We start from the raw sequence: 13394 nt of genomic DNA on the forward strand, positions 1-13394 counted from the left end.
TCGTTCAGCACCGCCACTTCCTCATCCACGTTAAGAAAGCCCGCCCTGTCTGAACCCCTCCACCAACCGCCCGCCTCCCCACGCCCCGGCCCTCCCACCGATCGCCGCGATCCGCTTGTTCCGGCCCGCCACCGATCGCCCGCGGCCCGCGGCCCGCTTGCCGCGCGCCCGTATTCCGACCGTCGGCGGTCGGAACGGGGGGCTGACCCGTCAGATTTCGCACGTCCACCCCCGATTCCGACCGCCGACGGTCGGAATACGACGGCCGCAGCGCCGGCTCGCCCGGACGCGGCGCGGGGTACCAGGCGCGGGCGGCGGGTGTGGCTGGGCGTGGGTTGAGGGGAGGGGGAGGGCTAGGGTCCTGATATGAGTGGTGTTGAGGGACCGATCGCGTTCGGCACCGCGCGGGCTCGGTGGGTTCTGGCGGCTACCGCGCTGGGGTCGGGGATGGCGTTCCTCGACGGCACGGTGGTGAATGTCGCGCTGCCGATGATGGGTCGCGATCTGGGCGCCGAGATGTCCGGCCTGCAGTGGATCATCAACGGGTACATGCTGATGCTGGCGGCACTGATTCTGCTCAGCGGATCGCTCGGGGACCGGCTCGGCCGGCGCCGGTTGTTCGTGATCGGGGTGATCTGGTTCGCGGCGGCTTCGATCGTCTGCACGGTCGCGCCGAACCTCGGCGTGATGATCGCGGGCCGGGTCCTCCAGGGCATCGGCGGCGCTTTGCTCACCCCTGGCAGTCTGGCCATTCTGCAGACCTCGTTCCGCCCCGGCGATCGCGGCCGGGCGGTTGGCGCGTGGTCTGGGCTGACCTCGGTCGCCGCGGCGATCGGCCCGTTCGTTGGCGGCTGGCTGGTTGACTCCGGCTCGTGGCGGCTGATCTTCCTGATCAACGTGCCACTCGCGATCATCACCGTCGCGATCACCCTGCGGCACGTACCGGAGACCAAGGACGACACCGTCACCGGGCCGCTCGACCTGGCCGGGGCACTCCTGGCCACGATCGGCCTCGCCGCCCTGACGTACGGCTTGATCGACGCGGGCAATCGCGGCTTCGGTGATGCCGCCGTCATCGGCACGTTGGCCGGAGGCGTGCTGGCGCTGATCGCGTTCGTGGTGGTCGAAATCCGCAGCGCCCATCCGATGCTGCCGCCCGGCATCTTCGCGGATCTGCGTTTCACCGGGGCCAATCTCGTCACTGTTGTCGTGTACGGCGCACTCGGTACGGCGACTTTCCTCATCGTCGTGTACTTCCAGGAGGTGCTTGGCTACTCCGCCCTGTTGGCCGGCGCGGCTCTGCTGCCGATGACCGCGCTGATGCTCACGCTGTCGGGACAGGCCGGCGCGTTGGCCGAGCGGGTGGGCGCGCGCATTCCGATGACGCTCGGGCCGTTGCTGATGGCGGGCGGGTTCGTGCTGATGCAGCGGGTCAGCCCTGATACGTCGTACCTGACGACGGTGTTGCCCGCCGTGCTGGTGCTCGGGTTCGGCCTCGTGCTGACGGTGGCGCCGCTGACCGCGGTGGTGTTGTCGTCGGTCGACGACCAGCACGCAGGCGTGGCGTCGGGGGTGAACAACGCGGTGGCGCGGTCGGCCCAGTTGATGGCGGTGGCGGCGATTCCGCTGGCGGCCGGGATCACCGGTGACGTGTACCGGGATCCCATTGCCTTCGACAACAGCTTCCGTACGGCGATGTGGCTGTCCGCCGCGTTGGCCCTCGCCGGCGCCGTACTGGCCGCCGTCACGCTCGGCCCGCGGCCGGTTCGCCGTACGCCGGAAGCGGCGGAGTCCCATCGGCATTGCGCGCTGGAATCTCCACCGCTCAGCTCACACGTCAGGTCACGGTGAAGGTCCGGCTCGATCCGGTGAAGCCGGTGATCGTGCCGTTCAGCGCCTTCGAGTCACCCCGGTGGAAGATCCGGTAGGTCCCGGGCGTCGCCGAGGACGGGATCGTCCAGCTGATCGTGGCCTTCGAATCAGCGATTCCGAGCCGGGTCCAGCGGTAGCGGGTGGACCAGTCGCCATCGTCGGCGACTCGTACCCATTGGCCGTTGACCTGACGCTGCACCTCGAGGAACGTGCCGTTGCGGTGCAGGTTGTTCTTCGGGTGGCCCGTCGCGAACTCCACTGTCACCGTCGCCCCCCGCTGGTACGACGCGGCCGCATCCGTCAGCACCTGGCCGAACGACTTGAACGGCGGCGGGCTGTCCATCACCACGCCCGTCTGCAGATTGAGTTCAGCCGTCGCGGGCTTCGTCGGCCGAGGCCCGACCGGCAGCGTCGTACCGGCCTTGAGCGCCTTGGCGAGCGCCGCGAACTCCTGCTGGTAGGCGGGCAGGGTGTACTTGCCGAACAACGTCGAGCCGCCTTCGTACTGCTGCAGCTGGTACTCCTCGGGGGTCGTGACGTACTGGCTGTAGGCGTTCGCGTAGGCCTGGATCAGCACGTTCTCCAGCGGTACGCCGAGTTCGGCCGCGATCGTACGGCGCAACCGCAGCCCGGCCACGATCGTCACCTCACCCGGTACGGCGACCAGGTGGAACTGCCCGAGCTGCACCAACTGGATCGGCACGATGTTCGGCGTGGCCTCGATCAGGCCGGTCGGAACCGCCGCCAGCTTGGGCGATTGGCACGAGATCAACCACGGCGGCACATCCACCTTGAACGGCTTGAGCGCCTCGAAGAACGGATTCGTCACGCCTTCGGGAATCACCGCGATGCCCGGGCCGTCCTCGACACTGCCTGCCAGGGTGGATACGCCGACCACGCCTGGGCAGGTGCGATGCGGTTGACCGTCCGGCGTGTACCGCGGATCGACCTGGACCGACGACATGTCGACAAATCGCATCCGCGCGTCGACGCCACCCTCGATGGGCACGCGCGGGCCGTCGTACACCTGCTGTGCCTTCTGGCGTTGGCGATCACCGAGAATGCGGGCGTTGTCCCACTCGTTCTCGGTCGGGCCGGAACCGGGGCGCAGGTTGAGGTTCGGCGACATGTCGCCCGCGTTCGTGTTCGGGAAGGCCGCCACGAAACCGTTCGGGTTGTCGTCGAGATAGCGCACGCCTTTGTCGTCGTGCTCCCAGCCGTACGACGCGTAACCCTTGTTGTCCGGGCTGATCAGCGTGTTGTTGTTCGTGATCGAGGTGGCGTGGGTGGCGAACCAGCTGATCGCGCCGACGTCGACGCCGTTCTGCTGGAACCGCAGCACGGTCATCGCCGGATCGATCGCCTGCGGGAACGCGGCCTTGTCCGCGGCGGGATTGGCCTCGAACGCGACGCGCGATCGTTGCACGCTGGCGTTGGTGAGTTCGCCGCGGCCGAGGCTGATCGAACCGGCCTTGAGGTTGTGGTGCGCCTCGGCGATCGACTCGACCATGCCGTCGACCGTCGCGTCGAACGCCTGCTTCTGGAAACCGAGAATCGACAGGTTGTACGCCAGGTGGTGCGACTGCCCACCGACGCCGGAATGCGTGTGCGTTGCCGAGAGCAACAGGTTCTGCTCGTTGTAGAGATTGCCGAACCTGGCTTGAAGTTTCGCCAGTACGGCGTCGCGCTGAGCCTGGAAGATCATCGCCAGATCGGCATTCACGTAGGCGATCCGCCGTGAGCTCGCCTGGTCCACCACAACAAACGCGCGTGATCGTTGCCGTTGGTGGATCCCGGTGGTGTTCTGGCCGAACTTGGAGTAGCCCATCATGCCGTTCTCGGCGGCCGGGCCGGTCACGTCGGAGATGCCGCGACCGACCAGATAGGTGGTTCCGGCCGTAGCCGCGTCGGTTGTCGCGGCGCCCGGTAGTGGCGCGAGGGCAACAGCGGCGGTGAGAGCGACCAGCGGGGCGAGCGCACGCGTCCAGACCATCGGGAACTCCTGGGGGCGAAAGGTGAGCTTCTCTCAGGTTCTCGGAGAGTACGCGGTTCGGCACGGAATGTGAAGGCTGAAAGTGCCGTAGGTCTACGGATGACCGCCCTGATTGTTCCGCGCGAGCGGTGGTCCGACAGTGACGAGGCGATCGGCGCACGCATCCGGTGGGCCGACGCACCGCCCGGAAGGATTTCCCATGCGCAGGACAACCCCACTGCTGCTCGGCATAGCCGCTCTCACCGCCCTGGTCCCCCTCAGCGCCGCACCCGCCGCGGCCGGCTCCTACGGTGCTTATGGCGCGTACGGCGCCTATGGCTCGGCTGGTGCGTATGGCTCGGATATGCAGGATGACGAGCCGCCGGCCTGGCGCGCGGCGACGTACGAGGGTGATACCGAGCCTGACCCCAGCGGCCCGACGACCAGCTTCCACAACGGACAGCCCGCCACGGTCGACGAGTTCCCCGCGATCATCGCCGGACTTCGCGCCGGTGGTACCCGGCCGCAGGGACAGACCTGCACCGGCTCGGTGATCGCCCCGCGCAAGATCCTGATCGCGGCACACTGCGCGGACTCCTCGGGCGAAAAGAGCTTCCTGTACGGGCTCGACGACCTGAACGACGCCGGTGGCACCCGGGTCGCCGTGGTGGACTACAAGAAGCACCCGAAGTACGTGAACTTCGACCAGGGGTACGACGTTGCCGTGGTGACCGTCGCCGCCGACATCCCGGTCCGCGGCGGCAAGTACGCGACCGTGGCGACCTCGGCCGATGCTGGACTGGAGAAGCCGGGCGGCAGCGGACTGGGCTTCGGCTACGGCCGCAAGGAGTTCGACGACAGCAGCCGAGATGTCACGCTGGACAAGGCGACGCTGCCGATCGTCGACGGCGACCGGGTCTGCACCGGCGTCGGCGCGGGCTTCAAGTCGGCCACGATGGTGTGCGCGGGATACGCCGACGGCCGGACCACCATCCTGCCCGGCGACAGCGGCGGCCCGCTGATCGTCGACGGCAAGGTCATCGGCGTCGCGTCCTGGAGCCGCTCGGACTTCAAGTGGTACAGCGTTTACGGCCGGTTGACCAACGAGATGGGCGACTGGGTCAAGGCGCAGATCGTCGACACCCCGCCGCAAGCCGACTTCAAGATCGCCGCCTCGCCGTCCACGGTGAAGGTCGCCCCAGGCAAGTACATCTCCACCACCGTGACCAGCACCGCCGGCCAAACCGGCGCCGAGAACATCCGCCTAACCGCCTCGGGCCTACCCACCGGCGTGACGGCCACCTTCCAGCCGGACTCGATCACCACCGGCGCGACGGCCAAACTGACCTTGGACGCGGCGACCACCGCACCCGCCGGAAACCACACGATCACGGTCACCGGCACCAACGCGGCCGGCAAGGCCAGCACCACCACGATCACGCTCACCGTCGAAGGCAGCACCAGCGGCGAGGTCAAGGTAACCGCCACCCCGTCCAGCGGCACCGTACGCCAAGGCCAACTCGCCCAAACCGCCGTCACAGCCACAGGCGGAACCGGCAACCTCACCATCTCAGCCTCGGGCGCCCCCGCCGGCACTCAGGTCTTCTACAACCCCGCCACCATCGCCCAGGGCGGCACCAGCAACGTCTGGTTCTTCACCAACTTCCAAACCGCCCCCGGCACCTACCCCATCAAAATCACCGCCCGCTCCTCCGACGGCAAAACCGGCACCACCACCTACACCCTGACCATCACCCGCTAACTCCTCCCCGCCCCCTCCCCTCCCCACCCCACGGTCGGACGCAAAATGCGAGCCGACCTCCCCTTCCACCCCACGGTCGGACGCAAAATGCGGGCCTAGGCCCCGCCGTCATGCCCACGGTCGGACGCGAAATGCGAACTGGCCCCGACTCGACACCGACGGTCGGACCCGGAATGCCGTATTCCGGGTCCGACCGTCAGGTTGTTTTCAACCGAACGGATCGCCCGCGTTCGCATTTCGGGTCCGACCGTCGGGTTGTTTTTGGTCGAACGGATCGCCGCGTTCGTATTTTGGGTCCGGCCGTCGCGGGTGTGCGCGACGAAAGGATGGGCGTGAGGAAAAGCGGGGCGGGTGATCCGGTACGACTGTACTGTTTCGCGGTATGGCTATGCGTGCGCGGGATATCTTGACGAAGCGGGCCGCCTGGGCTCAGGCGATTACCGGTGCGGTGGTGATGGCCGTTGCTCTTGGTGCCGCGGGCGGGATCGGGACGAGCCTGCGCGAGGGGGTTTCGCTCGGCACCTGGGGTGATCGGCTTGTCCCGGCGCTCCTTTGTACGGCGATCGCTGTGGCCGCGGTTCGCCTACTGATCGGTTGGCCTCGCGAACGGCTGGGCCTGACGGGGTTCCGCGACAGCACTCGGGCCTTCCTGCTCGGCGTAGGTGTCACCGGAGGCAGCGCCGCCCTGTTGTTCGCGATCGCGTCGCTGGCGGGCTGGATCACCTGGGGCCGGCTGGATCTGCCCGCGCTGTTGTTCTACGTCGCGGCGAACGCCCTGGTCGCCGTACTGCTGGAGGCCTTTCCCGAGGAGCTCACGCTGCGGGGTATGACCTGGAGTGCCTTGCGCCGCCAGCACGGCGGATTCGCGTCGGCCGTCGGTACCACCGTGTTGTTCCTCTTCGTGGCGGCTGGTTCCTCTGTGGTGCACAAGGCGGTGACCAGCGTGTTCGGCGGCGAGTCGCCCGCGTTGGGGCTGGCGCCGGCCGGGGAGGACCCGTTCTCGTACTTCTTCCTGCTGACGATCTTCGGACTGACCTTGGTGGCCGCGCGGACCGCCACGAGTACGGCGAGTCTGTGGACGTGCATCGGCACCCACTTGACGTTCCTCACCGTCAACCGCGTCACCCTGCTCGGCGAAGAGCGCGACGCGGGCTGGTCGGCCGATTTCGTCAACGAGAACGCGATTCTGATCATCCCGGGCTATCTCGTTCTCGCCGCCGTGACCTACCTGCTCGTAGCCCGCAAAAGCTGACGCAAAACCGCGAGCGGCCGCATCTGGTCGGCAAGGCCGGAAGAGGCCGGCGCATTGAGACCAGACGCGACCACTCGCGGAAGCAAGGTCAGCGGTCAGGCGGAAGCAAGGTCAGCGGTCAGGCGGAAGCAAGGTCAGCGGTCAGGCGGAAGCAAGGTCAGCGGTCAGGCGGAAGCAAGGTCAGCGGTCAAAAGGTGAGGGACCAGGTGTCGAGGGTGCCGGCGTCGTAGCGGTAGACATCCTGGACGCGGAGCTTCCACGCGCCGTTCTTGGTCTCACTCGAGGTGTTGACGGGATAGCTCTCGTGCAGGTCGGTCCCGCCCACGCCGCCGGGCTTGCGCAGGTTGATGACGGCACCGCTCGGCGTGATCAGGTCGAGCTGCAGATCCGCCGAGTACGGGTGGGTGATGTCGACCCGCACGCTGCTCGTGGCCGTACCGGCGCCTGCGCAGTTCGCGACGGTGACCGTCGACGTGACGGGCTCACCCGCGTCCGGAATGGCCAGCCGATCGCTGCTCGAACCACCCGCGCAGCTCGGCGTACCGCCGCCGATGAAGCCGGTGTAGAGCAGCTTGTTCGGTGAACCGGTGCCCGCGTTCTTCACCACGCCCGCGGTCGCGTTGGTGGTGAGCGCACTCGCGACCTCCGCGGGCGAGGCCGCCGGATTGCCCGCGAGGTACAGCGCGGCGGCACCCGCCACATGCGGGCTGGCCATCGACGTACCGCTCATGCCGGTGGAGCTGGTGTCGCTGCTGATCCCGGCCGAGGTGATGTTGGAGCCCGGCGCGAACAAGTCGACGCACGAGCCGATGTTGGAGAAGCTCGACCGATTGTCCTGGCTGTCGGTCGAGGCGACGGTGATCACGGCCGGGATCTTCGCCGGGCCGCGGCTGCACGCGTTACCGCCGTTGTCGTTGCCCGCGGCAACCGCGAAGGCGATACCGGCTTCGGTCAGCCGGGCGACCGCCTCGTCACCGATGTTGGCGGTGTCGAAGGTGAAACTGCCGTTCACGATGGCGGGCTTGACGGCGTTCTTGGCGATCCACTCGATGCCCTGCAGGCCGTCCGAGTCCGGCGCGGTGCCGCCGCAGCCGAGGATGCGGACCGCGACCAGTTTGACCTTCTTGGCAACACCCCAGGTCTTGCCGCCGATCGTGCCGGCGACGTGCGTACCGTGGCCGTTGCAGTCCTGCGCCTCGGGATCCTCGTCCACGAAGTCGTACCCCGAACTCGCCCGGCCCTCGAACTCGGTGTGGCTGGCCCGGACACCGCTGTCCAGCACGTACGCCGTGACGTTCGCGGCGGTGGTGTTGTAGGTGTACTTCTGGTCCAGCGGCAGTTGCTTCTGGTCGATCCGGTCCAGGCCGTACGTCGGGTTCGGCTGGGTATCGGCGATGCGGGCGGTGCCGTCCTGGTAGACCTTGCGGACCGCGGGATCCGCCGCGAGGCGACGAGCCTCGGCGTCGGACAGACCGTGCACGAGGAAGCCGTGCATCGCGGCGGTGAAGACCGTGCGCACGGTACCGCCGTACCGCAGCGCGAGCGTGGACGACACCGACTGGATCACGCCCGCGTCGGCGGTGGTGCGCGGGCCTTCCGCCAGCGCCACCACGTAGCTGCCGGGCACCGGCTGGGACGCGGGCACGTACGAGCCTTCGGCCGGGGCCAGGGCCGGGGCCGGCGCGGCGCCGGCGAAGGGGGCTGCCAGCAGGGTGACCAGGCCGGCCGCGGTGGCCAGCAGGACTCTTCGACGCATGAGTTTCTCCGTTCGCTGCGGTGGCCGACGGGGCGTTTTCGATGACGGACGGCCACACGCGGCTCACCTTCCGCCCGCCATCAGGTCCGAACAATCCGGGCATCCGTAGGTATCGGCTACGCAACTTTCGTCACGGGGAGTCCGCTCAGGATTACCCGGAACGCACGAACGGGGTTCCCACTGCTCCGTCCCGGGCTTAGGCTCGGGCTCGGTCGGGGGTATGTGGGGAGCACAGATGGCACGCGAAATCCTGAAGCGCACCACCTCGCCGATCCTGGTCGGACGCGATGACGAGCTGCGGTTGCTGGCTGCCGCGATCGGGTCCGGTCCCGCCGTGGCCCTGGTCGAGGGCGAGGCCGGCATCGGCAAGAGCCGCCTGATTCGCGAAGTACTGAAGCGCCCCGAGGTCGCGCGCCTGCAACTCCTCATCGGCTACTGCCAGCCGTTGCGCGAACCGTTCCCGTACGGCGTGGTGATCGAGGCACTACGCGAGTACGTCGCCGAGCCCGGCGCCACGCTCAGCCCGCTGACCGGCGTACTGCGACCTCTGCTGCCCGAGCTGGCTCCGAGGCTTCCGGCGGAACCGCCCTCGACAGGAGATGCAGCGGCCGACCGGCACCGGTTGTTCCGCGCAGTGCGGGAGTTGCTTGCGGCAGCCGGTCCCACGTTGCTTGTCGTGGAAGACCTGCACTGGGCGGATGACGGCTCTCGGCAGCTCCTACGGTTCCTGATGACCGATCCGCCGGACAACCTGTCCGTACTAGCCACCTACCGGCGCGAAGACCTGTTGAGCGGGCCACCCCTGGGCGCGGCGTTTCGACCGACTGCGGGCTTGTCGAGCGCCGTGATCGAACTGCAGCCGCTCGACGTGGACGAAGTGGCCGAACTGAGTGCCGCCATCCGTGGCGAGGCCAGCGTCTCAACCCGCCTCGCGACCTTGTTGTACGAGCGGACCGCTGGAATCCCGTTCGTGGTCGAAGAGGCCTTGCGAGGCGATCACCTGCTCGATCGGATGGAAGTACCCGTACTCCTTCGGGACGCCATGAGCGAGCGCCTTGAGGCTCTACCGCCCGAGGCCCGCGAAGTCGCGCATACGGTCGCAGTACTGGGCGTACCGACGACTACCGACCTACTAGCCGCCATTACGGGCCTGGACGAACAAGCCGGCGCGGACGCTCTGACGATCGCCTTGCAGGCCGGCGTACTGCGTGAGGTCGACGAGGGCCGCTACACGTTCCGGCATGCCCTGGGACGGCAAGCCGTGTACGACAGTTTGCCCGGGCCACAGCGGCAGAGCCTGCACCGGCGAGTTGCAGACCGTCTAGCCGGGCTGACGCCGCAACCTCTGCTGCAGTTGGCCGAACACAGCAGGGCGGCTGGTAGAACGCAGGACTGGCTGCGGTACGCCGAGGCTGCCGCGGACCGTGCAAGCGAGATAGGCGAGGCCGGGACGGCCACAGATCTTCTACAGCGAGTACTAGCCGATCCGGACCTGGCCGGGTTGGGCGTCTCTGGGTCGGATGTAGATCGGCTGGCGGGCAAGCTGGGCAAAGTCGCCTACACCGGGCTGGATCAGCGCGACCCGATGGAGACCCTGCAACGACTTCTAACCGACCACCGGCTCTCACCGGCGATCCGGGGCGAGGTCCGCCTGTACACCGGTCTGCTGCTGATCCGTGATGCCGAGGGAATCGCCGCCAGCCGAGCGGAGATCGAACGCGCCCTGCCTGACCTCACGGACCGGTCGGATCTCGCCGCCATCGCCACCACCGTGCTGGCCCTGCCGTACATCGGTACAACTCCCCTGAGCGAGATCGAGCCGTGGTCCCGGCGTTCGCGCCAGCAGATCGCGCGCTGCACAGATCCGGAAGAGCGCGCCTCCATGCTGGCGAACCACCTCTCCGCCCGGCTGCACATCGGCGACGCCAGTGTGCTCGCCGAGATCGAGGAACTCCCGCGAGCCGGCACCACCGGTTCCGAGCAACGCCAACTGGCCCGGGCGCACTGCAACCTCGCCGACGCCTGTACGTCGATCGGGCGGTTCGCGCACGCGGATGCCTTGCTACGCAGCGGTTTACGTCTCGCGGCCGACTGCGGAGCGCCTTTCACGGTCAGCACGGCGCGATCGACCCGGGCCCGGCTCAGCTGGTTCACTGGCGATTGGGCGGATCTGGACGAGCGGGCCAGCCAACTCCTGGACGAGTACCGTGACCTGTTCCCGGTGACCAGTGAGGTGTCGCTGGTTCTCGGATCGCTAGCGGTGGTTAGAGGCGAGTGGGCCGAGGCCGAGACGTACCTGGCGGGCACGGGAATCGAGGCGCCTGCGGGCGCGATCAGCCCGATCGCGCTGGGCGGATTCGCCTTGCAGGCCTGGATGCGCCTAGCCCGCAACGACCTGGCGGGCGCAGTTCAAGCGGTTGAGAACGGTCTAGAGCTGCTACGGCACAAGCAGGTCTGGTCGTGGTCCGGCGAGCTCGTACCGATCGCCGTAGCCGTTCTAGTCGCCGACGACCGCTACGACGCCGCGCAGAGGCTATGCGACGAACTAGCCAAGGGGATCGATGGTCGCGAGGCCCCGCTTGCGGCGACCGGTCTGGTCAGTTGCCGGGCCAAACTAGCCAAGGACCGCTCGGTGGCGATCGAGTTGTTCACCGAGGCCGCGCGCGGTTATGAAGACCTAGGTGCGCCGTACTTCGCTGCACTGACTAGCGAGCAGGCCCTACGCGTACGACTGGCTGAAGGCGATTCGACCGCCACCGACGAGCTTGCCGAACTTGCCGAGGTATTCGACCGTATGGCCGCTCCTAGAGACGCAGCCCGCTGCAGGCACGAACTACGCAGAAGAGGCGGTACGGCGCCCTCACACCGAGGCCGTCGCGGCTACGGCGGCGAGCTGTCGCCCAGGGAACAAGAGGTGGCTCGGCTCCTTGGGCGCGGCCACACCAACCGTGAGATCGCGGAGGTGTTGTTCCTGTCGCCGCGAACCGTCGAGCAGCACGTCGCCAAGGTACTGCGAAAGCTCGGCGCGGTCTCCCGCGCCGAGCTTCAGCGTGACAAACGAACCAGAGAGACCGGCTAGCAGTCCTTGATCACGGTGCCGTTGTTGTCCTTGGCCTCGTCGTTACCCCAGCGCGACAGGTAATACGCCGAGACCCACTGACCGGCGGGCCCTTCGTCCAGATCGGTCTTGAGCCACCAGTGGTTGAAGGCCGTGCCCACACGAACCTCCGGGCCCCAGACCTTGCAGAACACGTAGTTCGTGCCCTTGTAGAGCTTCCCGGTCACCGGGCCACCCGGTGACGAGTGGCCGGGCGCGTCGGCGAAGGTGTCCACCCAGAACTTGGTAGTCCCACCCCCACACGCGTTCGCGCTGGTCTCGAAGTGCTGGTTGTACGACCAGGTGAGCGGGACGGCGTGACCGTTGAACCAGGACTGCTGGACGACGCCGTTCAGCTTCTGCTCGAAGTGCAGGTGCGGGCCGCTGCTCTGGCCGGTGTTGCCGACCGTGCCGATCTGCTGGCCCTGGCTGACATTGTTGCCTACGGCCACCAACCGGCTGTCCATGTGCAGGTAGCGGGTCTGCCAGCCGTCAGCGTGATCGATGACCACCATCTGGCCACCGCTGCTCGAGTTCAGCGAAGCACTCACCCGGCCGCCGGCCGAGGCCAGCACCGGGGTGCCGCGGGTCGCGCCGCTGGGCGAGACCATGTCCAGCATCCATTGGCTGGCGTGACCACCGTGGGTGGCCGTGGTCCATCTCAGGTTGCACGGGATCGGCATCTGGAAACCGGGGCGGGCCTGCACGGCGGCGTCGGCCGGTTCCGGCTGGGCGTTGGAGAAGCCGACCAGCCCGGCCGCGGCGACCGCGGCCACCAGGGCGAGGCGGACCAGCCGCTGCGAAAAGCGAGTTCTCATGGCACGTTCCTTCGGGAGGAGGTGGTCACAGGCTGCGGTTCTGCCGCCACCATAAGTCAACAAGTAACCACTTCGTGCAGAATGAGGGAACCATTTCACTACAACGAAAAGGGTGGCTAACAACCCCGGCGAGCCGCCAAATACCGCGCCCGTACGTCGGCCGGCAGGTGCTCGATCGAGTACCGCAGCATCGTTCGCGGCATGCGCGCGGCGTTGGCGTCGAGAAAGCCCAGCAGCTCGTCGGCGTCCACCCGCTTACCGGCCTCGCGCAGCATCCAGCCCGCCGCCTTGTGGATCAGGTCCTCGCGATCGGTGAGCACCCGGGCCGCCAGGTCGTAGATGTCGGCCGACTCACCGCGCCGGATGAACCAGTGCGTCGCGACCAGCGCGATCCGCCGTTCCCACCGGTCCGGTGATGCCACGAGCGTGCGCAACACGTCGCGTGGTCGGTGCTCCAGATATCCGCCGACCACCGGAGCCGCGCTGCAGTCGACCAGGTCCCAGTTGTTCACGAACCGGGTGTTGCGCAGGTACAACTCGTAGAGCGCCCGCGATTCGTCCGGATCGGCCGTCCGGGGCTTCGCCGCGCGGATGGCCCGCTCGGCTAGCAGCGCGAGAATCGCCAGCCGGTGTTCGTGGATCGGGCTCGCGAGGGCGCGTTCCAGCTCCGGCAACGGCCACCCGGCGCGCACGTACGGCTTGATCAACGCCCGGATGGTGGAGAGCTTGACCCCGATCATGCGGTCGCCCTCACCGTACCCGCCGGGCTTGACCTGGAAGAAGCGCGTCAGGATCGCGGCCGCCTCGGGATCCGCGACCGCGTCGATGCTCGCGATGAGCTCCGCGACTCCCGACGCCATCAGAC

8 protein-coding genes are annotated in these 13394 nt (G+C 67.9%); 4 read left to right on the forward strand and 4 right to left on the reverse strand.

What is annotated here, in order from left to right; translation table 11 throughout:
- Positions 1-366 precede the first annotated feature (366 nt).
- The gene (locus ACFFGN_RS25770; RefSeq protein ID WP_380052376.1) at positions 367-1851 is read left to right on the forward strand and encodes a DHA2 family efflux MFS transporter permease subunit; all 1485 of its coding nucleotides are present in this window, start codon (positions 367-369) and stop codon (positions 1849-1851) included.
- Here ACFFGN_RS25770 and ACFFGN_RS25775 read toward each other — a convergent pair.
- Positions 1838-3865 carry a neutral/alkaline ceramidase gene (locus tag ACFFGN_RS25775; RefSeq protein ID WP_380052378.1) on the reverse strand — a complete coding sequence of 676 codons (2028 nt, stop codon included), beginning with the start codon at positions 3863-3865 and terminating at the stop codon, positions 1838-1840. The genes ACFFGN_RS25770 and ACFFGN_RS25775 overlap by 14 nt on opposite strands.
- Positions 3866-4064: 199 nt before the next feature.
- Here ACFFGN_RS25775 and ACFFGN_RS25780 point away from each other — a divergent pair, with 199 nt between their 5' ends.
- Both ACFFGN_RS25780 and ACFFGN_RS25785 read left to right on the forward strand, forming a co-directional pair.
- The gene (locus ACFFGN_RS25780; protein WP_380052380.1) at positions 4065-5606 is read left to right on the forward strand and encodes a trypsin-like serine protease; all 1542 of its coding nucleotides are present in this window, start codon (positions 4065-4067) and stop codon (positions 5604-5606) included.
- A gap of 382 nt (positions 5607-5988) precedes the next feature.
- Positions 5989-6858 carry a CPBP family glutamic-type intramembrane protease gene (locus ACFFGN_RS25785; protein ID WP_380052382.1) on the forward strand — a complete coding sequence of 290 codons (870 nt, stop codon included), beginning with the start codon at positions 5989-5991 and terminating at the stop codon, positions 6856-6858.
- 187 nt (positions 6859-7045) lie between these two features.
- On the opposite strand, the gene ACFFGN_RS25790 is transcribed toward ACFFGN_RS25785, so the two are convergent.
- On the reverse strand, positions 7046-8614 hold the full coding sequence (locus ACFFGN_RS25790; RefSeq protein WP_380052384.1) for a S8 family serine peptidase: 1569 nt from the start codon (positions 8612-8614) through the stop codon (positions 7046-7048).
- A 235-nt stretch (positions 8615-8849) separates the two neighbouring features.
- Here ACFFGN_RS25790 and ACFFGN_RS25795 point away from each other — a divergent pair, with 235 nt between their 5' ends.
- Positions 8850-11693, forward strand: coding sequence for an ATP-binding protein (locus tag ACFFGN_RS25795; protein ID WP_380052386.1), 2844 nt, complete (start codon positions 8850-8852; stop codon positions 11691-11693).
- On the opposite strand, the gene ACFFGN_RS25800 is transcribed toward ACFFGN_RS25795, so the two are convergent.
- Together ACFFGN_RS25800 and ACFFGN_RS25805 are read right to left on the reverse strand one after the other, a co-directional pair.
- Positions 11690-12529 (reverse strand): M23 family metallopeptidase, encoded by an 840-nt coding sequence (locus tag ACFFGN_RS25800; RefSeq protein ID WP_380052388.1) that lies wholly within the window; start codon positions 12527-12529, stop codon positions 11690-11692. The two genes, ACFFGN_RS25795 and ACFFGN_RS25800, sit on opposite strands and share 4 nt — an antisense overlap.
- A 116-nt stretch (positions 12530-12645) precedes the next feature.
- On the reverse strand, positions 12646-13389 hold the full coding sequence (locus ACFFGN_RS25805; RefSeq protein ID WP_380052390.1) for a DNA alkylation repair protein: 744 nt from the start codon (positions 13387-13389) through the stop codon (positions 12646-12648).
- Between the last annotated feature and the right edge of the window lie 5 nt (positions 13390-13394).

This window comes from Kribbella deserti, from assembly GCF_042434725.1.
Classification (GTDB): domain Bacteria; phylum Actinomycetota; class Actinomycetes; order Propionibacteriales; family Kribbellaceae; genus Kribbella; species Kribbella deserti.